This window comes from Mesorhizobium sp. SEMIA396, from assembly GCF_024518615.1.
Classification (GTDB): Bacteria; Pseudomonadota; Alphaproteobacteria; order Rhizobiales; family Rhizobiaceae; genus Mesorhizobium.
Map to the genome: position 1 here is coordinate 513,996 of NZ_JANIFC010000001.1, position 22,987 is coordinate 536,982.

Genomic DNA, 22,987 nt, shown 5'->3' on the forward strand with positions numbered 1-22,987 from the left:
CCTGGCCTCGGTGCTTCGACCTTTGCCATGACCACCCCGCCAAAGCTCCAATCCTACCGCGCGAGGCGTGAATTTTCCAAAACGCCGGAACCGGCAGGCGGCCTCATCACGGACGAAGGCAACCGCTTCGTTGTCCACAAGCACCACGCCACCGCAGACCATTATGATCTGCGCCTGCAGGTCGGCGATGTCTTGAAAAGCTGGGCGGTGCCGCGCGGGCCTTCGCTCAATCCGGCCGACAAGAGGCTGGCGGTCGAGACCGAGGATCATCCGCTCGAATATATCGACTTCGAGGGTGTCATTCCCGAGGGCGAATATGGCGGCGGGCCGATGATCGTCTGGGATACCGGCAGCTGGGCGCCGATGGACGATGTCGAAAAGAGTTTGCGCACCGGCGCCTTCAAGTTCCGGCTGGCCGGCGACAAGCTCAATGGCGGCTGGATGCTGACCCGGCTGAAGCCGAAACCCGGGGAAGACGAAAACAAGAAGAACTGGCTGCTGTTCAAGGAGCGCGACCTCGCCGCCGACACCGCGCTTGACATCCTCACGGCCCGGCCGGAAAGCGTCAAATCCGGATTGCGCATCGAGGAGTTGGCGGCGCCGGCGAAGCCAGCCGCCAAACCCGCGCCCAGACAGGGATCGCTGAAGCCCGGCACGCTGCCGGGTGCGTTCAAGGCCCCCATGCTTGCTCGTATCGAGCCGCAACTGGCGACGCAGGTGCCAAAACCACCGGATGGCGGGGACACAAGGGAAGTCTGGCTGCACGAAATCAAATTCGACGGCTACCGCACCATGGCGCATCTTACTGAGGGCGCGGTCAAGCTGATCACCCGTGGCGGCATCGACTGGACGAAGCGCTATGGCGACCTGCCGCATGCGTTCGCCAAACTGCCGTGCCGCGACGCCATCGTCGACGGCGAGATCGTGGTGCTCGATGCCAAGGGCATCAGCCGCTTCGCGCTGCTGCAGGATGCGCTGGCGCAGGGCGCCGGCAGCAAGCTCCATTTCTACGCCTTCGATCTTCTCCATCTCGACGGCTGGGACCTGACCAAGGCGCCGCTGGTCCGGCGCAAGGCGCTGCTGGCGCAGATGCTGTCGGGCCTCGGTGCCAATTCCGCCATCCAGTTCTCCGACCATGTCGAGGGCTCGGGGCAGGGGCTCTACGACCAGGCGTCGGAACTGGGGCTGGAGGGTGTCGTCTCCAAGCGCGCCACGGCCATCTATCAGAGCGGCCGAAGCAAAAGCTGGACCAAGACCAAGGCGTTGCTGTCGGACGACTTCGTCGTCGCAGGCTTCACCATCTCCGATGCGGCCGAAGGGCTGGCGGCGCTCGGCATGGCAGAGTTTGAGGATGGTGAATTGCATTATCGCGGCAAGGTCGGCACTGGTTTCGATGCCGCCACCGCCGGTGAGCTGCTCGCCAGGCTGGAGCCGCTGCGGGAAGGCGCCACCGCGCCCGAGGGCGTCCCGCGCGAAATCATGCGCGAGATGAACTGGGTGCGCCCGCTGCTGTCGGCGCGCATCCATTACGCCAACCGCACATCGGACAACGCACTGCGCCACGGCGTCTTCCGCGGTTTGAGAGATGTCGGCCTGTCGACGCCGGTCTCGTCCAAACGCAAGCGGCTGATCGCCGAGGCCGACCTTGCCACCATCTGGGTGACCAACCCGACGCGCCGGCTGTTCGGCAAGACCGGCCCGACCAAGCTCGACATCGCCGTCTATTATGCGCTGGTCGGCGATTTCATGCTGCCGCACATCCTCGGCCGGCCGGTGTCGCTGGTGCGCTGCCCGACCGGCCTGCCGAAGGATTGCTTCTTCCAGCGCCACGCCTTCACCGGTATGCCGCCCTCGGTGGTGACATTCGAGGCGACAAATTCGGAGGGCGAGACCAAATCCTATCTCTCGATCGAAGGCGCGAAAGGATATCTGGCGCTGGCGCAGTTCGGCGTCGTCGAGTTCCATACCTGGGGCACCCACCGCACCAGCCTCGACAGACCCGACCAGATCGTCCTCGACCTCGATCCGGGCGAGGGGATTTCATGGCGCGAGGTGGTCGAGGCCGCCGTGCACATCAAGGGCGAATTGGAGCGCCTGGGGCTGGTGCCGTTCGCCAAGACCTCCGGCGGCAGCGGCATCCACATCACCGTGCCGGTGACGGGCAAGCAGAACTGGAAGAAACTGCACCAGGCGACCAGCGCCATCGCCACGCATCTGGCGACAACGGCGCCGGACACCTTCACCACCACCATGGGCAAGGACAACCGCAAGAAGCGCATCTTCATCGATTATCATCGCAATGCGCGCGGCCACACCTCCGCAGCCCCTTATTCCTTGCGCGCCCGCACCAATCTGCCGGCCTCGACGCCGGTGAGCTGGAGCGATCTGGAATCCATCGATGCGCCGCAGTATCTGAACTATTCCTCCCTGCCGGGGCTGCTGGCGACGTCGGGCGATCCGTGGGCGGAGATCGACGAGTTCGCGCGGGATTTGCCGGTGTTCGAGGGAACGAGGAAGTAGTCGCGAGATGAGGGCGCAGTCCCGCCAGCGTCTCAATTCCAAGTCCATCGACGCTTCCGACAATTTGAATTATTCTCTCCGCCACGACCTCAAAGACGTACCGGAAGATTTCGTCAGGGATTTGCCTGTATCGTGTGGGGTCGGTGTAGGATTTCCTCGGCGCCAATCGTCCTTCGGACGAAAAGCGCTGCAGCAAATGTCAGTGCATGGCCGCGTAGGAGTGTTTCATGGCGCCCAGGGCAAGTTGGAAAGGTTACCTCAAACTCAGCCTCGTGAGCTGTCCGGTGCGGCTATATCCCGCCACCAGCGCCAGCGAGCGCATCAGCTTCAACCAGTTGCACAAGAAGACCCATAACCGCATCAACATGAAACCGGTCGACCCCGAATTGGGGCTCGTCGAGCGTGCTGATCTGGTCAAGGGCTACGAATACGAGGACAAGCAGTACATCATCATCGATGATGCCGATCTCGATGCGGTGCGCATCGAATCCAATCACACGATGAACATCGAGGCCTTCGTCGACGAGGACGAGGTCGATGTCATCTATCAGGACGCGCCCTACTACATGGCGCCCGACGGTGCGATGGCGGAAGAGACCTTTGCCGTGCTGCGCGAAGCGATGCGCAAATCCGGCAAGCTGGCGATCGCCCGCCTGGTGCTGTCCAGCCGCGAGCGCGTGGTGACGATCGGCGCGCGCGAGAACGGTATGTTCGTGTGTACATTGAGGAACCCGAACGAAGTACGCGGCACGGCTGAATATTTCGGCAACATCCCGGCTGGCAAGCCCGACCCCGAAATGCTGCAGCTCGCCGAGGCGCTGATCAAGCAGAAGGAAACCACCTTCGATCCGAAGAATTATGAGGACCGCTACGAGGCGGCACTCATGACGATGATCCGCGAGAAGCTGAAAGGCCACAAGCCGATCATCGCGGCGGCACCCGAGCGCGGCAATGTCATCAACCTGATGGATGCGCTGAAGGCCAGCCTGTCGCAATCGAAGCCGCCGGCCAAATCGAAAAGCAAGGCCGACGAGGTTGCCAAGCCCGCCGCGAAGAAGGCGGCAGCGGGTGGTGCTGCTGAAAATCCGTTGAAGGCCAATCTGCTGAAGGCGGTCGGCAAGAGCAAGAAATGACGGCACCGACCGGCGCTGTTTTCGGCACGATAGGCGCGCTGGCGGCTTTTCCGCTCAGGCTGGCTGCGCGGGAAGTGGAACGCCAGCACGGCCAGCTGCGGCGCGGTATCACCAGGCGCACCACGCATGTCGTCTTCGGCCGGACACTTCTCGCCAGGGCAGGCCTCGTCAAAAACGGCGATGCCGGGATCGAGCGCAGTGTCGCCGCCGAGCGCGCGGCCGGTCGAACGCTGATCAGCGAGAACGGATTCCTGCGCCTTCTCGGACTGATGAAGACACCGGAGGCGTCTTCGCTGTCGCGGCAATCGCTGATCGATCAGTCGCGGCTATCAGGCTCCGACCTCGATTTTTTGTCGCTGTTCGATGCGTTCGAGCATGACACAGAACCTTATTCCTTCCGCGACCTGATCCTGGCGCGCAAATATGCCGGGCTCATCGCCGGCGGCGCGACATGGGCGGCGATCGCGCGCTCCGTCCACCGCTCCGGCCCGGTGGCGTCGCTGACCGCCAAGTCGCTCAATGTCGGCTCGCAGCATGGGCGCGCCGACGCGATCTATCTCGAAGGCGGCCAGAGCGAACTCGATGGGCAGTTGCTGTTCGATCTCGGAACAGCCGGGGCAGAGGGTGACGACACGCTGGAGGAGCTGTTCGCCGAGGCGGAAGCGGCGGAGGAGCAGGGCGACCATGATGGGGCCGCCGCGCTCTACCAGCGCTGTCTCGCCATCGATCCGAGCGATGCGATTGCCGCCTTCAACCGCGCCAACTGCCTGCGCGCCGGCGGCCACGCGGTGGACGCCGCGCATGACTATATCAATGCGATAAAACTCGACCCGGCCTTCGTCGAGGCGTGGTTCAACCTGGCCGGACTGATGAGCGAGCAAGGTCGCGAAGCCTCGGCGCGAAGGCACCTGCAGAAGGCGATCGCGCTCGACAAGACCTATGCCGATCCGGTGTTCAACCTTGCGAGGTTGGAGTTCGACGCGGGCAATCTGCTAGAGGCGCGGCAGCTGTGGGTGCGCTATCTCGAACTCGACGCGGATTCGGAATGGGCGCGGGTTGCAGCCAAGGGCGTGCAGTTCGTGGATCTGCAGCTGGCGCGGACGGCGGGGTGAGCATGATTGGCAAAGGCCGCCATGACAGCCAATCTCCCCCCTTGCGGGGGAGATGTCCGGCAGGACAGAGGGGGGCGCTGTCCCGCCAACAGATCGGCCAATTTTGGCGCGTGTTCCCGCACGCAAGCATGACCGAAGGCTGGCATTCCTTCACGCCCCCCTCTGCCCTGCCAGGCATCTCCCCCACGAGGGGGGAGATCAGCAGCGTCGCCGTCGCGCCGGACATCACAGCATGACCCACTTCCTCTTCGACGGTCCCGACACCGCGCCCACCACCATCCTGCTTGCCCATGGTGCGGGCGCGTCGATGGATTCGCCTTCGATGACCGCCACCGCCAAGGCGCTGGCCGCGGCCGGCTTACAGGTCGCGCGCTTTGAATTCCACTACATGGCTGCCCGCCGCTACGGCCACCGCAAACCGCCGCCGCGGGCCGAGACGGTAAATCCGGAATATATCAAGGCGACAGCCGACCTCAGGGCAAAGGGCGTGACGGGACCGCTGATCATCGGCGGCAAGTCGATGGGCGGGCGCGTCGCCTCCATGGTCGCCGACGAGATGTTTGCCAAGGGCGAGATTTCAGGGCTGGTCTGCCTCGGCTATCCCTTCCATCCGCCGGCCAAGCCCGAGCAATTGCGCACCAAACACCTTGCCGATCTGAAGACGCCGACGCTGATCTTCCAAGGTACCCGCGACGAGTTCGGCACCAGGGACGAGGTTGCGACTTATGACCTTTCCGATCGCATCGAGGTCATCTGGCTGGAGGACGGCGACCACGATCTCAAGCCTCGCAAGAGCATCTCGGGATTTTCGGCGGCCGACCATCTGAAGATGCTGGCCGAGACGGTCAAGGCGTGGTCGGGTCGGATCGCTTCCTGAAGCGATGAAGATCGCCTCCTTCAACATCAACAACATCAACAGCCGGCTTGAAAACCTGCTGGGATGGCTGGCTGTGGCAAAGCCCGATGTCGCCTGCCTGCAGGAGCTGAAGGCGCGCGACATGCAGTTTCCACGCTCGGCATTGGCGGCGGCCGGCTATGGCGCGGTGTGGAAGGGCGAGCCGACGTGGAACGGTGTTGCCATCCTGGCACGGGGCGCCGAGCCAGTGCTGACCCGCGATGCCTTGCCCGGCGATGATGCCGACAGGCAGAGCCGTTATATCGAGGCGGCGGTGAACGGCATCATCGTCGCTTGTCTCTATGCGCCGAACGGCAATCCTCAGCCCGGTCCGAAATTCGCCTACAAGCTCGCCTGGCACGCGCGGCTGGAGGTGCATGCCGAACAGTTGCTCGACACCGGCCTGCCGGTGGTGCTGGCCGGCGACTACAACATCGTGCCCGAGCCGCGCGATATCTACGCCACCCGCTCCTATGACGACAACGCGCTGGTGCAGCCGGAAAGCCGGGCGTCGTTCCAGCGCCTGCTCGACCAGGGTTGGCTTGATGCCCTGCGCAAGAAGCATCCGAAGGAAACGCTTTACACATTCTGGGACTATCGCCGCAACCGCTGGCCGCGCGATGCCGGCCTCCGGCTCGATCACATCCTGCTGTCGAAGAAACTGGCACGCCGCCTGACCGCCGCCGGCATCGACCGCGACGTGCGCGGCGAGGACGGCGCCAGCGACCATGCGCCGGTGTGGGTGGAATTGAAGTAGGCGACTGCTTTCATTGCGTCGCGCTTGAACGGGTCCCTGCAACGCGCTTAAAGTCCTTTGTCTTGATGCAAGTTGCTGTCCCAATCCGGGTTCGCTTTTGGCCGACATGCAATAACCCTGTCGGCAAAGTACTCCAACGCAGCCGGATCGCCCGTGAACGCAACCCCCCACGAGATTTGTGAATCGAGGCTCCATGCCTGACTTGGGCGCTGTCGAGATACTGGCCGCTGCCATTGTGGTGCTTGCGGCTGCTGTCATGTCCTGGCTGCTGTGGCGGAAGCGCAGCCGCCGCAAGGGACGGCGGCAGACCAATCCGGCTGCCGACTATGCCGTCCGTACCGAATGGAACGCCGGCGGGGGTATGCTCAATTACTCATCCTTCGTCTATTTCGATGTCGATCGCGACGGCAAATACGGCGCCGGAGACCGGCCGATGGCCGGGATCATGGTGCGGCTGTATGACGAAGCCGGCAAGCTCGCCGCATCCGCGCGCACCAACAATGCCGGCTTTGCCAATTTTCCCATGTCGGTGAAAAGCAGAAAGGCCGTGATCCGCAAGCCGGGCAACTGGCGCTTTGTGGTTTCGGTGCCGCCCGGCTGGCAGGCGAAAAGCGAAAATGACATTCAGTCCCGACGCTTCATGCCGCTGCCGGGTTCGCCGGCCGGGATGGTATCGCAGGAGATGCTGCTGCCGGTCGGTCTGGCACCGCCGCGCCGCGTCAGCGGGCGCGTTGCCGGCGATGGACCAGCGACCCTCTCCATGTCGGGGAACGGGCACGTCCTGGAGACGCGGGCACTGGCCCCGGGTGCCGTCTTCAGCTTCGACCTGGCTGAAGAAGCCAACACGGTCAGCGTCAGCGGCGGCGGCTTGGAGCGGCGGCTGACGCTGTCGCCCTACTCGGCGGATCTCGGCCTGCTGTCGCCGCAACGCGCCGGCATCGACACTGATGCCGCCCTCGAAACGATCGATTTCGACGATGTGACGTCGCGCAGCCTCAGGAAAATTCCGGCTGGCCATGCCGGATTGGCGTGGCGCAACCTGAATGCGATGGCCCGCGACTTCACCAAGGATAGCCAGGGCTATGTCAATGGCAATGTTTCCGGCGACCATGTGCTCTACACCAGCAGCGGGCTGCCGGCCGAATTCAGCTGCGAACGGCCGTTCGGCTTTCACTCGGTCATGCTGAGCGCCGCCTGGCTGGCGTCAGAAGGGGAGGTGGCGCTGATCGAAAGCTGGCTTGGCGAGCAGCTGATTGCAAGCGACGAGGTCACGCTGTCGGCGCTGACGCCGCTGCACTACGCCCCAATGCTCAAAGCTGTAACGCGTGTTCGCCTGTCGACGAAGCACTATTGGCAAATGGTCGTGGACGATCTGGTCTTAACGCGCTGAGATTTAGGCATGCCAAAGCGGAGCGAAATTTCGCCCCGCTTCAATCAGGTTATGTTGACGGTCAGCCCGGCACAATAATAATCGAGGCGCCGTTGGCCGCAGTGATCGCCGACAACCGGCCTTTTTTCAAGAACGATGGCTTCACATAGATCTTTTTCATATCAGACTCTCCTAAAATCCCGATCCGATGATGCCAGACTGCGGCCATCTGTCAACCATGCGGCTGGAATCGGTAAAACTGCAATAAATCCAAGGAGGAGCGGCAAGGCGCCCGCCCTCCAATTCTTGTTTACGCCATCCCGGATCGAAGGCCTTCGATGCTTTTTCTGGAATTGCTCCAGCGCCAGGCGCGTTTCGGCCAAGAGTGTGCCAGATTATATCGTGGCGCTGGTCGAGCCGTTTGCCGTGACGGCTGAAAGCTTGCCCTTCTTGACGAGAGCCGGCTTCGCGTAAGTCTTCTTCATGGTAATCTCTCCTCATCCCTACGCGAGAATGGCAGATACGCAAGATGTGTCAACCAAGCCGGGCGTCCACACGGGCTCTTGGCGACACGAGCTTGCGGCTGATAGTCTCGACGTCGACATGCGGGGCAACCGTCACATGGTGAGGGCCGCAACAACGCCCGAGGGATTTCAATGAACAAGGGTGCCGACAGATTGCTCGCGCTTGCCCTGGTCGTTGTCGCCGTAGGCTGCCTGGCGCGGATCTATTGGCCGGCAATCGGCGAGGCTTTCCTCTGGCGCGGCTTTTCAGGCCCGCCGATGGATCCAGCCTCGTTACGGCTGGCGGGGTTCCTGGTGGCGGCGTTCGCCTGCCTGCTTGGTGCAGGGCTGTTTTGGGCCGGCCTCTTGCCGGACCGGTCGGGCCAAGCAGCGGGCGCGCCGCTGTTTGGTCGCGCGGCGGAGATGCAGGACGTTGGCACGCCCGGCCTGCGCAGAGTCTTTCTCGTCCTGCCATTGGTCGTGGTCGCCGCACTGGCCGCCGACCGGTTCGGCCCTTGGCATGAAGGCGGCGACATAGCCAGCGAGCCCGTCGAACCGAAGGCCGACGAACCCAATCCTGGCGAGCCGAAGGCCAACGAACCCAAGGGGCAGGATGTCGCCAGCGCGCCGCCGGCCTCAGAGCCGGCAGCCCCACCGCCTGCACCAGCAGAAGCTGCTTCGCCGCCGGAGGCCGCCGATCCGCCTGCGGCACCGGTCCCACTGACGCCGCCGGCGCTGGTGCAACCGACCCCGCCAACGCTAGTGCCGCCGACCGCGCCCGCGCCTCCGGCGCCGCCGGAGGTCGCGGTCATTCCGCCGCCCATCGTGGCGCCATTGCCGCCGGCTCCGCCGCCGCTACCGACGCAGCCCGAGGGCCACCGCGACTCGGTCGTCTGGCTGGCGGTGGCGCCCGACGGGCACTCGATCATGAGCGCCAGCACCGATCACACGATCAAGCTGTGGGACATCGCCGCCAAGCAGCTGATCCGCACTCTCGGCGTGCACAAGGATATGGCCCGCACGGCGCTGTTCATGCCCGACGGCGTCAGCGCGCTGACGGCCGGCGACGACGGCGAGATCGTGCAGCGCAAACTTTCCGACGGCGCGGTGCTGCATGTCTTCTCCTCGGGCGGCAATGGCGGCGTCAGAAAGCTGGCGATCAGCCCGGACGGCAAACATGCCATCAGCGGGCACGACACGGGCAATGTCATCGTCTGGGATCTCAAGAAGGGCGCTGTGCTGCACGCCATGAGCGGGAACGGCTGGTCGGTCAGCGCCGTCGCCGTCTCGCCCGATGGCAGGCAAGCCCTCAGCGGCAGCATAGACGGCACACTGAAACTTTGGGACATCGAAAGCGGCAAGCAATTACGAAGTTGGCACGGGCATGAGCGAGGCACATATGGCGCCGCGTTCACCGCCGACGGGCATCATCTGGTCACCGGCAGTGGCGATTACACGATCAAGCTCTGGGATCTAGACAGCGGCCGCGAAGCGCGCCGCTTTGAAGGCCACGAAGGCACCGTCTACTCATTGGCGCTGTCGGCCGACGGCCAGCGCCTGGTCTCCGGCTCGCTCGACGGCACGGCGCGGCTGTGGGACATGGACACCGGCAACCAGATCGCGATGTTCGATAGCCGGACCGGCCCGATCTACGCGGTGGCCTTCACCGCCGATGGCACGGTGGTGACCGGCGGCAACGACCGCACCATCAGGGATTGGCCGGCCGCCGGCGGCGACAGCGTCGTGCTGTTTGCCGGCGCGCCGGAGTGAACGGAACCTTGATCGCATTGTCCGCCGTGCTATGAAAAACCATGTCAGCTCCCAGCCTCCCGGACAACGCGCCGCTCATTGTCATCGATCTCCAGACCGGCATGTTCGACGGTGTGCACGAGCCGCCGATCCATGATGCGCGAGATATTGTCGAGCGCACCAAGGCGGTGATCGATTGGGCGCGGCGCGGCGGGCGCAAGGTCGCTTTTATCAGGCATGACGGACCCGATGGCGACCCGTTGGCACCGGATGAGCCGGGCTGGCCGGTTTGGCCCGCGCTCGGCCAGGCGGCGGACGAGCCGACCTTTGCCAAATCGGTGCGCGATGCATTCAGCAATCCCGCCTTCGGCGATTGGGTGGCCGGGCAAGGTGCGGGTGCTGTCGTGCTCTTGGGCGCACAGACCGATTTTTGCGTGGCCGCGACGGTCAAGGGCGCGGTCGCCAGAGGGCTCGGCGTGACCGTGGTGTCCGATGCGCACAGCACGCTGGACAATGCCAGCGAGAGTGCCGAACAGGTCATCACCAGGCACAATGGCGAATTCGCGGAGGCCGGTGTCAATCTGGTGACCACAAAGGCGCTTGTCGGCGGCTGAAGCCCGACCGTCGCCGCAGGCGGCATTATCAGGCAGGCCGGGTTGAGGACTTCGCGAGGGAAGGCAGCGCCAGGCGGCTGCCGTGGTCGACGCGGACGGGGGGGCGCATTGTTGGGATGGCTCGGGCGCCCGCGTCAACCAGGGCGGCTCGTACCGCCGCATTAGCAACATTGCACATCGCAGGTCGCTCGAAACTTCCGCGAAAGCGGAATAGGCCGGAGCAAAAGTGCGGATTCGGCTGAGACTTTCGGCGCGCTTTCCCGGTACGGGGAATCAAAAAGTCTGCTGGTTGTCGGCATGCCCCTCAAGGCGTCCGTCGCTCCTGCACCGGATCGGCGAGGAACGACGCCGCAATCAGGTCGTCGGCATCGATCCGGCCATGACGATCTTCCATGATGGCCGCGACCTTTTGAAAGGTTTTCATTTCGGCATCCGTCACCCGCGCATTGCGCATTCTGGCTTGGAGATCGGCCAGGCGAACGCCCAAAGCAGGGGATCTCACAGCTTTGCTTGTCATCTTCACTCGTCCTGTTTGGAACCTGACATGTGCGACCCGCCGCCATGGCTGGCGGCGGGTTTGGGACCGTTCGAAATTCAGTCGTAGACCTTGACGATCTTGCGGGTGCCCGGATCCACCAGGACTGTGCGGTTGTCGACGACCACGTAGCGGTATTGGACATCGGGGATCTCATGAAGCTCGACCGTTTCCGGCAACGCGCTACCAATATTCAGTTCCACACCGGGAACCTTGACCGAAGCGAGGGGCTGCTTCTTCACATACTCGCGGATGACCGTGTCCTGTTCAGGCTGAATGACGACGTCCTGAGCGGCAACGGCGCCGACTCCGGCCAACATCAATAGCGCCGCAGCGGCGCCCGTTAGGTGCATTTTCATACTGTTTCTCCTTGCGAGTCAGCATGACAAGATCGTCCAACGCTGACGAGCAACTGAACTTGAGCCAAATGAAAATGTTCCTCCGCTGGGGCTTCGGTCGGATGAGAAGTGCGACTTAAGTCCGGTCCGCGAGCGCATTGGTCTTACCGACGGGAACGGCTCTCTGTTCACGACTGTTTGTCTCCCGGATTCGGAGAAACAGATGGACAAAAGTGTTGGCCAAGCGCGCTGGTTGCTCGCACCGATTTTCGCGACGGCCGTCACCTTTCTGGTGATGGGAATAGTCCTTGGCTGACATGTCGTCGATCGGCGCAGCAACGTCCCTTCCTGCGCTGATAGGATTCGCAAGCCGCTTCGGCGGCTGGCGAATCCTCTATCTTCACCACGCGCGGGCCTGCTCATTCGGCAAGCGAGCGCTTCGTTCAGCTTATGCAACGTTGGGAGGTTTACTATGGATCGGCGATCCTTCTTGACAGCAATGTTTGGCATTGCCGGGGCAGCAGCCCTTGCAGGGGCAATTCGCCCGATCGAAGCAGTGGCCGGTGTTCCAGGCGCCGGAAACGGCATTCTCGATGAAATAGAGGCGTCACAAACAGAGGCCTTCGACGACGGTACACATGCGGAGGTGCAGCCGGTCGACCATCGACGCTGGGATCGGGACTGGGATCGGGACCGGGATCGGGACTGGGATCGGGGCTGGCGCCGGCGCCGGCACGGGCGGCGATGGAGACGGGTCTGCCGTAGTTATTGGCGGCATGGTCGCCGTCGCGTCCGGTGCTATCGCAGACGCGGGCCCTCGGTCATCCTTCGGTTTTAGCAGCTAGCCAGCACGTCTTAGCGGCTTGACCAGCGCGATCGGCTCGGCGTCCGCATTTTTCCGGCGGTTGCCGAGCAGAATGCCGTTTGCCGAGGCTGGAGCTCCACATGGCGAGGCGGCGCGAAGGTGAATCCGCACCAGACAGAAGCGAAGACGTCAAGATGACGGTGCACCGACGCATGCCATCCGTTGGCGAGAAATGGCCCGGCAGCCAGGTGCAAAGGGAGGCACGCCGGGCCAGCCGACTTCTGGCGGTCGCCGGCCATCCTTATATTCTATACGTCTAATATTAATGCAAGCGGCGCCAAAAGCCTCCGGTGGACAATACATCGCCCGAAGCCGTCCGCTCCACTGGACGAAGCCTGGAGGACCCGCGCGGCCGCAATCTCGCCATCGCCCGGCAATTGGTTCGGGCTCGTTCAGTTTGCCGCTTTGCTATCGTGTGTCGATCGAGCGGGCGGCGAAGGCAGGGCACGTTGATCCGCAGGCTGCTCGCTGAAGTAGAGCGAACTGCCGAGAACAACGAAGACGATGCCCACCGCCATCAATCCAACCATGAGCACGGCGATCGCCGTGCCTGGACCATGGCCTGTCTTGACGATGATGGATCGGTGGGGCATCGCGCCGTTCTCCGGATATGGCACACCAGGGGTGCCGAACCTTCGCGACAAACGACAAGCGCGGCCCGATGTTCCCTTGGCGGAGCTTCAATCGGTCAGGTCGGGCTTTTGCTTTTTCCTGTAGGACCAAGGTCTTATCTGTTGTGCGCAAAAGTCCAAGGGGCCTTGTTCAGTTCCGATAATGTCCCTTGGATGTTCCGCTATTTTAGGTAAATCTGATATAAAGCCTGGGGGGAAAACTTAGCCAGCCAAGCACATTTTCCCGCGAAACGGGCATGGAAAATGTGGCTTTGGCAAGTTCAACAACAGGCAGTCATGTCTCGGGCGACGAATGGCTCACGTCTCGTCGAATGGGCCCTCGCGGTTCTGATCGCGCGTGATCGCGGCTTCTTCCTCATCATCGGGAAGGGCGTCGTCGCTGTCCTGGTACGCGTTATCGTCGTCCTCGTCGGGCAGATCGCCGTCTTTTTCGATGCCGTAACGCATGTCGCCGTTTTCCGGCACGGACTCTGGCAGGATCTCGCCGCCCTTGATTGCATCCCAATCCTGCTGCTCGATGGTCGGCCCGTCCGCCTGCGGTGCGTCATCTTCGATATCGGCGTCTGGTTTGTTGCGCGGTGCCATGCTGGGCTCCTTTCCTTGAAAACTGGAGGCGAACTCGGGGTGACGGCGTTTGTTCCCGTGCTTGAAGTGCAGGCGTGCTTCTGGATTGCCGACAGCTGGCAGCCCCCGCCAGCACCCGCCGCCGTCCCCGGATCGCCACGCTTGCCAAGTCGCCGCGCAATGGAGAGCGCAGTGGCGATGGGCCGCTTACTTGCGAAGTTGCTAAAATAATGAAATGTTGTCCGCGGGAAATGGGAATGAGGCAGGGACTGATCGGAACCGCCGCGGTTTCGACGGTTTTGGGAAACCATGTATTTTGGACAGTTTCTCGTAGGAATGTCAGCCACGGCCATCATCGTCGCGGTCTGGACCTATATGGTTACCGGCTCTTTCTGGGAGGCATTTGCCTGGACGATAGCGACGCTGCTTGTCCTGCAGGTCGGCTACTTCGTGCTCATCGTGAGGCTGATCTTCAGGGGCTCGCACGATATCGCGCCGAGCGAGGATCCGGTAGACGCCTTCCCGCCATTGCGTCGCGACGGTGTCCGGCTTTAAGACCGGGTAGCCAGGATCACTCGCGCGTGTGCGCCCGGGCAATTCGGGGAACCTCGCCACCAGCGCGACCACGGTGTTTGGTCACCGAGACAGCGTCCGAGCATATCCCTGCCGGAGATTTCGGCGCAGCGTTATCGTGGGAACATGGCGCATGCGCGACCAGCTTCGCATGGAGCTCAGGCCGTCAGGTGGAACAAGTGATGATGCTTCGCGTTCTCTAGCGGTACCGGTGAGGTTGCCACCTCCATCGGAACTGCCATGGCTCGCTCTGCTCCCGGCGGGGCGAGCCTTTTTCGTGCTCCCATCGTCCAGATAGAGGGACGCGAGGCTGATTTGACGCGGCGACGACAGGTGCTTCGCCAATCCGACTACAGCAGGAATTTTTCGTCCTCTAATGTCCGCACACATTTGTGCAGGTTTTCAAGCATTTCCGCGCTGTCTGCCGCATGTATGATCAGCAACAAATTAATATCCGAGCCGAAAACGTAACATCTTCAATTCTGAAGTTCGATGGAACCGCATGGCAGCGGTGGAGTTTTTATGGAGGGCGGAATTCAATTGTCACTAGGAGACGGTCATGAAACTTTATCTTACAAGCGCGGCGGCCGCAGTCGTCCTGATGGGCGGCATTGGTGCGGCGCTGGCGGAGAGCGTCGTCGTCGTCCAGCCGGAGCAGGAGACGGTCGTTCGCGAATACATCAAGAGGGAACCGCTTGCCTCGGTGAACCTTCTGGGGGTCGAACTCAAGCTCGGCTCCTCGGTGCCGGACACTGTCGAATTGCGTGAGGTGCCCGACGTCAAATATCGCGTCGCCGTGATCAATGACCAGACGGTCCTCGTCGATCCGGAGACCCGCCAGATCGTTGAAGTGCTGCACTAAGGGGGTTCCCGCAGCACTGAACCTTGGGGAAAACCCGCCCCGACGTCGCGTCGGTGGCGGGTTTCCTTTGCCGCGACCCGCTATGGCCTATTCGGCGGCCAGTCTATCCTGCGTCTTGGTCTCGAAATCGCTGGCGTCGTGGCGCTCATGCAATTGCATGGCAGGCTCGCCGAAAGCGCGGTTGACCATGCGGCCGCGCTTGACCGTCGGTCGTGCGTCGATCGCCTTGGCCCAGCGTTGAACATGTGTGTATTCCTGCACGGACAGGAACTCGGCGGAATCATTGTACATGCGGCCGAGCGCCAGCCCGCCATACCAGGGCCACACCGCCATATCGGCGATGGAATAGTCCTTGCCGCCGAGATATTCGGTCTCGGCCAGTCGGCGGTCGAGCACATCCATCTGGCGTTTCACCTCCATCGAGAAGCGGTCGATGGCATATTCGAACTTTTCCGGCGCATAGGCATAAAAGTGACCGAAGCCGCCGCCCAGATACGGCGCCGAGCCCATCTGCCAGAACAGCCAGGACAGCACCTCGGCGCGGGCCGGCTGTTCGGTCGGCAGGAATTCGCCGAACTTTTCGGCGAGATAGACCAGGATCGAACCGGATTCGAAGATGCGCACCGGCGTCTTGCCGCTGCGGTCCATCAGGGCCGGGATCTTGGAGTTGGGATTGACCTCGACGAAGCCGCTGCCGAACTGGTCGCCATCGTTGATCCGGATCAGCCAGGCATCGTATTCGGCGCCCTTGTGGCCGCGCGCCAGAAGCTCTTCCAGCATGACGGTGACCTTGACGCCGTTCGGCGTCGCCAGCGAATAGAGCTGCAACGGATGCTTGCCGACGGGCAGTTCCTTGTCATGCGTCGGTCCGGCGATCGGCCGGTTGATGCTGGCAAAGGCTCCGCCGCTCGGCTTGTTCCAGGTCCATACTTTCGGCGGGGTGTAGTCGGTCATTTCGTGGCCTCGTGTCGGGGAAGGATGGCAGGTCGCCATAAACTAGGGCTGCGGATGTGTAAGTTCAACTTGCGTTGAACTATTATCGATGCCCGCAGGGCCAACATCGGCAATTGGGCACTTCCTTACCCTTGCGCCTTCTCCGGCGTGGCATACCTATAGAAGATGTCGCCAAAGCCCACCCAGGACAAAAGCATGACCATCAATCCCAATCCGCGCTCGGTCGTTGCCGTGCGGGCCACTGTCCCCGAAGATGCCTTTACAGCCGGGGCGCTCGGCACGCTCAGGGAAGGCAGCGGCGTCGTCATTCGCAATGACGGGCTGGTGTTGACCATCGGCTATCTCATCACCGAAGCGGAAGAGGTCTGGCTGACCAGCCATGACGGCCGCGTCATCCCCGCGCACGCGCTCGCCTATGACCAGGAATCGGGCTTTGGCCTGGTGCAGGCGCTGGCGCCGCTCGGCCTGCCGGCCGTGGCGCTGGGCGATGCCGGCAAGGCCAGGATCGGCGACGCCGTCGTGCTGGCCGACGGCATCGGCCAGTCGGTGCAGGCCAGGATCGTCACCAAGCAGGAATTCGCCGGCTATTGGGAATATCTGCTCGACGAGGCGATCTTCATTGCACCGGCGCACCCCTCCTGGGGCGGTGCCGGGCTGTTCGGCGCTGACGGCTCGCTGCTCGGCATCGGTTCGCTGCGCCTGCAGATGAGCCGCAACGGCGAGGTCGCCGATATCAACATGGTGGTGCCGATCGATCTTTTGCCGCCCATTCTCGACGACCTCCTGACACGCGGCCAGGTGGCCAAGCCGCCGCGCCCGTGGCTCGGCGCCCTGTCGGCCGAAAGCGACGGCAGGGTGGTGGTGATGAGCGTGACCGAGGGCGGCCCGGCGGCCAAGGCCGGCCTGCGCCAGGGCGACATCATCTCCGACATCCGGGACGGCGCGGTCGACGGGCTGGCCGATTTCTATCGCAAACTGTGGGAAAGCGGCTCGGCGGGGGCCGAGATTCCGATGCGAGTGTTGCGCGACGGCCGCGAAACCTGGCTGCGCGTCAAATCGGCCGACCGCGGCAGTTTTCTGAAAAAGCCGCAACTGCAGTAGACGCGTCGATGGCGTCGGCGATGTCATCGGGTTGCCAATTCGCCCGACGGGCAGCCGCTCGGCCATCGCGGCCAGGGCCTCGTCGGGATTGCCCAGCGCCTCACGCGCCTGTCGCAGCCGGTTCTCGCCGCGCCCCGCGATGATCACACTGGCCCCAGCCTCAACGCAGCGCCGGGCCAGCGCCAGACCCATGCCGGAGCCGCCACCGACGATCAGGATTTTCTGATTTGAAATGCTCATTCGCACTGCCTTTGCTTGGATGGAGAAGGGCAGGGAATTGGCAGTTCGGTACGGCAAGTGAAAACGGAAGAAACCGATAGCGCTATCGGAAACGCCGATGATGCAGGGCGATCAGTTGCCGCAAGCGGCGAAGGCAGCGCCCGGGTTCCAGTCCTTGAAAGCGATGGCCTGGCCTTCGACCGAGACGGTCTTGTGCTTGGTGCTGCCGTCCGGCTGCTTTTCGCTGCTGGTGCCTTTGCCGGTCAGCACATTGTACTCGCAGGCGCTTTCGGCATTCTCCTTCAAATAGTCATCATGGTTATAGGCGAAGCCGGCGACGATGAAGGCACCGTTGCGCCAGGCGATGGTCAGCGTCATGTCGGTCCGTTCGCTGCCGACCGGCATCGCTGGCAGGTAGAATTTGATCGAACCGTTGGGCAGCATCGTCAGTTCCGGCTCGGTGTCGGAGTTCTCGTAGCCCGGCCGGTCGTAGCCGTTCCATTCCCCGTGGACCTGCTCGTGCACGATCTCGACAGGCTTGAGGTAATTGTGCTCCTTGTCCCTGAGGAAGAAGTGGACGTCCATCGGCTGGCCGGGCTCGGTCTCGACCACCATGGCAAGATCGACGGCGCCATCGCCGTCGAAGTCGCCAGTCACAGCCGTGACGATTTTCCGGGTTTCGATCGGCTCCGCAAGGGCGAGGCTCGGCAACAGCAAAGATAGAAAAGCGAGCAGCAGAGATTTCATGGTGGCATATTCCCCCAGACTGACACCTTGCGGTTCTATAGCATGGCGGTGGAATATCGCGCGCCCTCTCTTCTCCCCGACGAAGTCGCGCGGGATGCTTTCCTTAGCTTGTGGTGACGCAACTGACGAAAACTGACAGCGATCTGTGCCACATGCCGGGCGATGACGATGGGCACAACGCGGGAGGCAATACGACAGTGGGAGCAGGAACTATGGTGGCGCGAGCGGCACTGAACAAACAGGCCGGCTAATGGCGCCGGTCAAGGTCGATCCCGACAAGGTGCACGAGTTTCCGGATGCGGGCAGCTTCTACGCCTGGCTCGGCAAGCACCACGCCACGGAAACCGAAGTGTGGATCAAGGTTCACAAGGTGGGGTCGGGACTGAAGTCGATCACGCCGAAGGAAGCCATCGACGTGGTGCTGTGCTTCGGCTGGATCGACGCGGTGCGCAAGGGGCTGGACGACAAGAGTTTCCTGCAGCGCTACACGCCGCGCAGCCGGAAGAGCATCTGGAGCCTGATCAACATCGACAATGTCGCGCGGCTGGTCGAGGAGGGCCGCATGACCGAGCATGGGCTCAAACAGGTCGAGGCGGCCAAGGCGGACGGGCGCTGGGCGCGCGCCTATGGCAGCGGCAAGCAGATGAAGATCCCCGATGATTTGCAAGCAGCCATAGACGCCGAACCCGCCGCGAAGGCGATGCTTGAAAAACTCAGTGCGCAAAACCGCTTCGCACTCGCCTTCCGCACCCACAACATGAAGACCGAGGCCGGGCGCAAGAAGAAGATCGAGACGTTTGTAGCAATGCTGAAGCGCGGCGAGACGATCCATCCGCAAGGCAGGAAGTAAGCCGCTCAGGCTCTTTCTGCGGCGAGGGGCATGCGTTGCGCATGCGGCCCGCCACCCGATCCCTGGGCAGATTGTGATCGGCACTCAGCGTCGCATGAAGTGCTTCAGTATCTGAATCGCCGAATTGTTATAAGCATCTGTTTTTATGCGGATTTGACAGGTGTCTGTCGCGCATTTCCTCCGGCATTGCGTAGCCAAGAAAAAAGCCGCCCTCGCTTTTGCGAGCGGCGGCCTTTTCCCGGGAGGAAGTCAGGAAGGAGGGGCGATCAAGCAGCCTTGGCGTGCTTGATGGTTCAAAGGCAGATACTATTGGTTCAGGTCGACCGGTGTCACGCCAAGGAGTTTCAAGGCGTTGGCGTAGGTCCTGATGCCTTGGGCCTGCTTTCGCTCGGCACAAAACCGGTTCGCCTTGTCCTGGAGTGCCGTTGCCTCGGCGATCTGGCTTGCGCTCGTGCCTGGGACGGCTTTCGTCTGGATGGCTCCGTCGAGTTGAAGGCCGAGCTGGCTGCAATATTCGCTCCGGGTGACCGCTGCTTCCGCCCCCGACTCTGCGACCGCCAGCATGGCGAGCGAAATGCCTGTCAGGGCACCCATCCATCCGGTCGAGCGTCGTTGCATGTTTCGGGACCATTTCTTCGCGTTGTGCAGCAGCCTGCTTGACCGCCGCGAGGGTGGTTATGACAGGCGATGTTTTCGCGAGTTTTTCCCGGATGTTGAATCTTGTTTCTGGAGTGTGTCTGGGTGGGGTTGTCCCTTCTCCCCCTGTGGGAGAAGGTGGCCTCGCGAAGCGAGTCGGATGAGGGGTGTTCCAGGGAACACCAACGTCTCATTCGCTGGAACACCCCTCATCCGTCTAGGCGCTGACGCGCCGATCCACCTTCCCCCACAAGGGGGGAAGGCAAGGGCGTTCCGCTGTATGCGGCGCTTGCGCCTCTTCCTTTGCGGCCATCCTTCGCGTAAGGCGCCGGGCAAATCCTTTCACGCAAGCATATAGCCCGGACACCGCATGATCAGACTTGAAAGCATCAGCAAGCAGAACGGCCGTCAGCTTGTCTTCATCGAAGCGTCGGCCTCCCTGCAGAAGGGCGAGAAGGTCGGCCTCGTCGGGCCGAACGGCGCCGGCAAGACGACGCTGTTTCGCATGATCACCGGGCAGGAGCAGCCCGACGAAGGCCAGGTGCAGGTCGATCGCGGCGTCACCATCGGCTATTTCAGCCAGGATGTCGGCGACATGGAAGGCCACAGCGCTGTCGCCGAAGTGATGAACGGCGCCGGGCCGGTGTCCGAAGTCGCGGCCGAAATGGCAGCCCTCGAGGCGGCCATGGCCGATCCCGACCAGGCCGACCAGATGGACGAAATCATCGAAAAATATGGCGAGGCGCAGCACCGCTTCGAGGAACTCGACGGTTATGCGCTGGATGGCCGTGCGCGGGAAGTGCTGGACGGTCTCGGCTTTTCGCAGGAGATGATGGACGGCGATGTCGGAAAGCTGTCCGGCGGCTGGAAGATGCGCGTGGCGCTGGCCCGCATCCTGCTGATGCGGCCCGACGCCATGCTGCTCGATGAGCCATCGAACCATCTCGACCTGGAGAGCCTGATCTGGCTGGAATCCTTCCTGAAAAACTATGACGGCGCGCTGCTGATGACCTCGCACGATCGCGAGTTCATGAACCGCATCGTCAACAAGGTGGTCGAGATCGACGCCGGTTCGCTGACCGCCTATTCCGGAAACTACGAATTCTACCAGCAGCAGCGGGCGATCGCCGACAAGCAGCAGCAGGCACAGTTCGAGCGCCAGCAGGCAATGCTGGCCAAGGAGATCGCCTTCATCGAGCGCTTCAAGGCGCGCGCCTCGCATGCCGCGCAGGTGCAGAGCCGGGTGAAGAAGCTGGACAAGATCGACCGCGTCGAGCCGCCGAAGCGCCGCCAGACGGTTTCCTTCGATTTCCTGCCGGCGCCGCGCTGCGGCGAAGATGTCGTGACGCTGAAGAACGTCCACAAGGGCTATGGCAGCCGCTCCATCTATGAGGGGCTCGACTTCCAGGTGCGCCGCCGCGAGCGCTGGTGCATCATGGGCGTCAACGGCGCCGGCAAATCGACGCTTCTGAAGCTGGTCGCCGGCGCTTCCGAGCCCGACACCGGCACGGTCGCGCGCGGCCCAAGTGTCAAGATGGGTTATTTCGCCCAGCACGCCATGGAGGTGCTGGAAGGCGAGCGCACGGTGTTTCAGACACTGGAGGACGCGTTTCCGCAGGCCGGCCAGGCGCCGCTCAGGGCACTTGCCGGCTGCTTCGGTTTTTCCGGCGACGAGATCGAGAAGAAATGCCGCGTGCTGTCAGGCGGCGAGAAGGCGCGGCTGGTGATGGCGCTGATGCTGTTCGACCCGCCCAACCTTTTGGTGCTGGACGAGCCGACCAACCATCTCGACATCGCCACCAAGGAGATGCTGATCACCGCACTGTCGCAGTACGAGGGCACCATGCTGTTCGTCTCGCACGACCGGCATTTTCTGGCAGCGCTTTCCAATCGCGTGCTGGAACTGACGCCCGAAGGCATCCACACCTATGGCGGCGGCTATACTGAATATGTCGAGCGCACCGGCCAGGAAGCGCCGGGGCTCAGGAGCTAGGTAAATGATAAGGGCGGCGTCGGCTCGAAGCCGGCACCGCCCTTTGAATATGGTCCGGCTGGAATGACGGCCTTACTCGAACGAGATGGCCATGCCGCTGAGGTCGGCGTTGACCTGCAGGCCGACTTGCTTGCCCGTGAGTTCGAGTTGGGCGCCCTTGTCATTGGTCATGATGATCACCTGGGCTCCCTTGCCGATCGTGCCGCCGCCGCCGGCTGCTCCGTAGACCCCGGTCACGTCGCGGGCGCGGCGGATATGGCGAACCGTGCCGCGGAAATATGTCTTGGACACGCCGAAAGCCAGGCCTCCGGACACGGCGCCGATCGAGATCGGGTAGCTCTTGCCATGGAAGGTGAAGGTGCCCTTGCCGCCGGAGCCACCGACGAAGAAGGCCGCCTTGTAGACGGCGAAGCGGATCGTGCCGCTGTCGGCATGCGCGGCGCTGGCAAAGCCGATGCTCGCGGTGGCGATGGCGGCAACCGCGATGGAACGAAATCCGGATGAAATCTTCATGGTGAGAACTCCTCAATGTCGCCGCTTTGCCGGCCGCGGCGTGGGATCAAAGTTACAACTGAACAATCTCGCCCGCGATTTGGTTCCAGGCCCCGTGACTTGGTTCCAGGCATGTTCGAATCCGGCTGCGGGAAGGCCCGGGGAGGGGCGAGGGGTTGCGGAGGGTGGGAAGGCGCATGGCCGCAGCTATCGCCTTGTGGGATGAAGAGGTCTATGCAGGCCCTTCACAAGGCTTAGGAGAGGCTTCGGATGAGAAACGCAATCTGCCTCGCATTGACTGCGGCAGTGGCCGGGTGCGCGACCTCCCCGGTCGACTATGAGGCGTCGCTTTCGCAGCAGGACCAGAAATGGGCTTCGCCGGCATGCCAACAGGCCCGCAGGGCGGCTTCGGATTACCAAGCTCGCGAGAAGGAGCATCCGGGGTGGGGTTTCGGCGTCTTGCTTGGTCCATACTCGATGGGGCTCGTCGCAGCCATCAAGGAGCATGAGCAGAAGCAACGAAAGCTGTTCGCCCGCGAGGTGCACCTGCAATGCTCAAGCCTGCCGCTGCCGAAGGAACTGCAGGGCAATTTGAACCCGGGGGTGCGGCCGACGAAGTATCCATAGCCTCTGCATTGTTCAGCCTGCAGAAGGCACTGCCGGCCCTGAATGCGGCGTTGGCGCGCACCGGCCCCGAGGCCGTTGAAGCACGGCTGCAAAGCATCGGCGACGATCCGAAGCTCCAAGGTCTCGCGCAGCTGGCCAAGAAAGACAGTCTCTCCGCCAAGAGCAACCTGCGCTACGTCGACAGGATCCTCAAAAGCATCGAGAGTGGCTTCAACACGGTTGATGGCGACATTCTGGTCAAGAATGACCAGGGCCAGTACCAGCTCGGTGATTTCTCGATCTCGTTCAAGGGCCAGGCGATGCTGACCTCCAGGGATACATTCGAAGCATTCGCGGGCTGAGTCGCC

At 62.7% G+C, this 22,987-nt stretch carries 25 protein-coding genes and 1 pseudogene; 15 read left to right on the forward strand and 11 right to left on the reverse strand.

Going from position 1 to position 22,987, the window contains the following annotated elements:
- Nucleotides 1-27: 27 nt before the first annotated feature.
- From ligD to NP503_RS02600, 6 genes are all read left to right on the forward strand, one after another.
- A complete protein-coding gene (gene ligD / locus NP503_RS02575; protein ID WP_127271499.1) occupies nucleotides 28-2,520 on the forward strand; it encodes a DNA ligase D in 2,493 nt (830 codons plus the stop codon).
- A 227-nt stretch (nucleotides 2,521-2,747) separates the two neighbouring features.
- Nucleotides 2,748-3,653 (forward strand): Ku protein, encoded by a 906-nt coding sequence (locus NP503_RS02580; RefSeq protein ID WP_024501732.1) that lies wholly within the window; start codon nucleotides 2,748-2,750, stop codon nucleotides 3,651-3,653.
- Nucleotides 3,650-4,765, forward strand: a complete 1,116-nt coding sequence (locus NP503_RS02585) for a tetratricopeptide repeat protein (protein WP_127269166.1) — start codon at nucleotides 3,650-3,652, stop codon at nucleotides 4,763-4,765. Before NP503_RS02580 ends, NP503_RS02585 begins: the two co-directional genes overlap by 4 nt.
- Before the next feature lie 232 nt (nucleotides 4,766-4,997).
- Entirely contained in the window at nucleotides 4,998-5,642 is a 645-nt protein-coding gene (locus NP503_RS02590; RefSeq protein ID WP_127269167.1) for an alpha/beta fold hydrolase, read from the forward strand.
- 4 nt (nucleotides 5,643-5,646) lie between these two features.
- A complete protein-coding gene (locus NP503_RS02595) occupies nucleotides 5,647-6,417 on the forward strand; it encodes an exodeoxyribonuclease III (RefSeq protein WP_127269168.1) in 771 nt (256 codons plus the stop codon).
- Nucleotides 6,418-6,610: 193 nt separating this feature from the next.
- Entirely contained in the window at nucleotides 6,611-7,807 is a 1,197-nt protein-coding gene (locus NP503_RS02600) for a hypothetical protein (RefSeq protein ID WP_127271497.1), read from the forward strand.
- Nucleotides 7,808-7,868: 61 nt separating this feature from the next.
- Here NP503_RS02600 and NP503_RS02605 read toward each other — a convergent pair whose 3' ends face one another.
- On the reverse strand, nucleotides 7,869-7,967 hold the full coding sequence (locus NP503_RS02605; RefSeq protein WP_127271495.1) for a putative RiPP precursor: 99 nt from the start codon (nucleotides 7,965-7,967) through the stop codon (nucleotides 7,869-7,871).
- A gap of 214 nt (nucleotides 7,968-8,181) precedes the next feature.
- On the reverse strand, nucleotides 8,182-8,271 hold the full coding sequence (locus NP503_RS02610) for a putative RiPP precursor (RefSeq protein WP_127271493.1): 90 nt from the start codon (nucleotides 8,269-8,271) through the stop codon (nucleotides 8,182-8,184).
- A 171-nt stretch (nucleotides 8,272-8,442) separates the two neighbouring features.
- Between NP503_RS02610 and NP503_RS02615 the strand changes: the two genes are divergently transcribed.
- Nucleotides 8,443-10,059: a WD40 repeat domain-containing protein gene (locus NP503_RS02615; RefSeq protein ID WP_127268522.1), complete on the forward strand. Its 1,617-nt coding sequence runs from the start codon at nucleotides 8,443-8,445 to the stop codon at nucleotides 10,057-10,059.
- A 41-nt stretch (nucleotides 10,060-10,100) separates the two neighbouring features.
- A complete protein-coding gene (locus NP503_RS02620; protein ID WP_127268523.1) occupies nucleotides 10,101-10,652 on the forward strand; it encodes an isochorismatase family protein in 552 nt (183 codons plus the stop codon).
- 304 nt (nucleotides 10,653-10,956) lie between these two features.
- Here NP503_RS02620 and NP503_RS02625 read toward each other — a convergent pair whose 3' ends face one another.
- The 4 genes from NP503_RS02625 to NP503_RS02640 all read right to left on the reverse strand — a co-directional run bounded on the left by NP503_RS02625 (nucleotide 10,957) and on the right by NP503_RS02640 (nucleotide 13,607).
- On the reverse strand, nucleotides 10,957-11,169 hold the full coding sequence (locus NP503_RS02625) for a hypothetical protein (RefSeq protein ID WP_127268529.1): 213 nt from the start codon (nucleotides 11,167-11,169) through the stop codon (nucleotides 10,957-10,959).
- 77 nt (nucleotides 11,170-11,246) lie between these two features.
- Complete coding sequence (locus tag NP503_RS02630) at nucleotides 11,247-11,546, reverse strand: DUF1236 domain-containing protein (RefSeq protein WP_127268524.1); 300 nt, start codon at nucleotides 11,544-11,546, stop codon at nucleotides 11,247-11,249.
- 1,236 nt (nucleotides 11,547-12,782) lie between these two features.
- Entirely contained in the window at nucleotides 12,783-12,983 is a 201-nt protein-coding gene (locus NP503_RS02635; protein ID WP_127268525.1) for a hypothetical protein, read from the reverse strand.
- Between the two features lie 336 nt (nucleotides 12,984-13,319).
- Entirely contained in the window at nucleotides 13,320-13,607 is a 288-nt protein-coding gene (locus NP503_RS02640; RefSeq protein WP_127268526.1) for a hypothetical protein, read from the reverse strand.
- A gap of 315 nt (nucleotides 13,608-13,922) precedes the next feature.
- Between NP503_RS02640 and NP503_RS02645 the strand changes: the two genes are divergently transcribed.
- A complete protein-coding gene (locus tag NP503_RS02645; RefSeq protein ID WP_236382731.1) occupies nucleotides 13,923-14,141 on the forward strand; it encodes an exopolysaccharide production repressor protein in 219 nt (72 codons plus the stop codon).
- Nucleotides 14,142-14,718: 577 nt separating this feature from the next.
- On the forward strand, nucleotides 14,719-15,021 hold the full coding sequence (locus NP503_RS02650) for a DUF1236 domain-containing protein (RefSeq protein WP_027035237.1): 303 nt from the start codon (nucleotides 14,719-14,721) through the stop codon (nucleotides 15,019-15,021).
- Between the two features lie 87 nt (nucleotides 15,022-15,108).
- Here NP503_RS02650 and yghU read toward each other — a convergent pair whose 3' ends face one another.
- Nucleotides 15,109-15,975: a glutathione-dependent disulfide-bond oxidoreductase gene (yghU, locus tag NP503_RS02655; RefSeq protein WP_127271490.1), complete on the reverse strand. Its 867-nt coding sequence runs from the start codon at nucleotides 15,973-15,975 to the stop codon at nucleotides 15,109-15,111.
- Between the two features lie 195 nt (nucleotides 15,976-16,170).
- On the opposite strand from yghU, the gene NP503_RS02660 reads away from it, so the two are divergent.
- Nucleotides 16,171-17,076 (forward strand): S1C family serine protease, encoded by a 906-nt coding sequence (locus NP503_RS02660; RefSeq protein WP_013530631.1) that lies wholly within the window; start codon nucleotides 16,171-16,173, stop codon nucleotides 17,074-17,076.
- 87 nt (nucleotides 17,077-17,163) lie between these two features.
- On the opposite strand, the pseudogene NP503_RS02665 reads toward NP503_RS02660, so the two are convergent.
- Nucleotides 17,164-17,316: pseudogene (locus NP503_RS02665) on the reverse strand (SDR family NAD(P)-dependent oxidoreductase); the annotation flags it as partial.
- A gap of 111 nt (nucleotides 17,317-17,427) precedes the next feature.
- Entirely contained in the window at nucleotides 17,428-18,042 is a 615-nt protein-coding gene (locus tag NP503_RS02670; RefSeq protein ID WP_127267004.1) for a hypothetical protein, read from the reverse strand.
- A 250-nt stretch (nucleotides 18,043-18,292) separates the two neighbouring features.
- Between NP503_RS02670 and NP503_RS02675 the strand changes: the two genes are divergently transcribed.
- Nucleotides 18,293-18,892, forward strand: a complete 600-nt coding sequence (locus NP503_RS02675; protein ID WP_127267003.1) for a YdeI family protein — start codon at nucleotides 18,293-18,295, stop codon at nucleotides 18,890-18,892.
- Between the two features lie 306 nt (nucleotides 18,893-19,198).
- On the opposite strand, the gene NP503_RS02680 is transcribed toward NP503_RS02675, so the two are convergent.
- The gene (locus NP503_RS02680) at nucleotides 19,199-19,486 is read right to left on the reverse strand and encodes a hypothetical protein (protein WP_127267002.1); all 288 of its coding nucleotides are present in this window, start codon (nucleotides 19,484-19,486) and stop codon (nucleotides 19,199-19,201) included.
- Between the two features lie 412 nt (nucleotides 19,487-19,898).
- On the opposite strand from NP503_RS02680, the gene NP503_RS02685 reads away from it, so the two are divergent.
- Nucleotides 19,899-21,521 (forward strand): ABC-F family ATP-binding cassette domain-containing protein, encoded by a 1,623-nt coding sequence (locus tag NP503_RS02685; protein WP_127267001.1) that lies wholly within the window; start codon nucleotides 19,899-19,901, stop codon nucleotides 21,519-21,521.
- A 72-nt stretch (nucleotides 21,522-21,593) separates the two neighbouring features.
- Here NP503_RS02685 and NP503_RS02690 read toward each other — a convergent pair whose 3' ends face one another.
- Complete coding sequence (locus tag NP503_RS02690) at nucleotides 21,594-22,034, reverse strand: hypothetical protein (RefSeq protein WP_127267000.1); 441 nt, start codon at nucleotides 22,032-22,034, stop codon at nucleotides 21,594-21,596.
- Nucleotides 22,035-22,283: 249 nt separating this feature from the next.
- Between NP503_RS02690 and NP503_RS02695 the strand changes: the two genes are divergently transcribed.
- Together NP503_RS02695 and NP503_RS02700 are read left to right on the forward strand one after the other, a co-directional pair.
- The gene (locus NP503_RS02695; RefSeq protein WP_127266999.1) at nucleotides 22,284-22,640 is read left to right on the forward strand and encodes a hypothetical protein; all 357 of its coding nucleotides are present in this window, start codon (nucleotides 22,284-22,286) and stop codon (nucleotides 22,638-22,640) included.
- Entirely contained in the window at nucleotides 22,565-22,981 is a 417-nt protein-coding gene (locus tag NP503_RS02700) for a hypothetical protein (RefSeq protein ID WP_127272796.1), read from the forward strand. Before NP503_RS02695 ends, NP503_RS02700 begins: the two co-directional genes overlap by 76 nt.
- The last annotated feature ends 6 nt before the right edge of the window (nucleotides 22,982-22,987 follow it).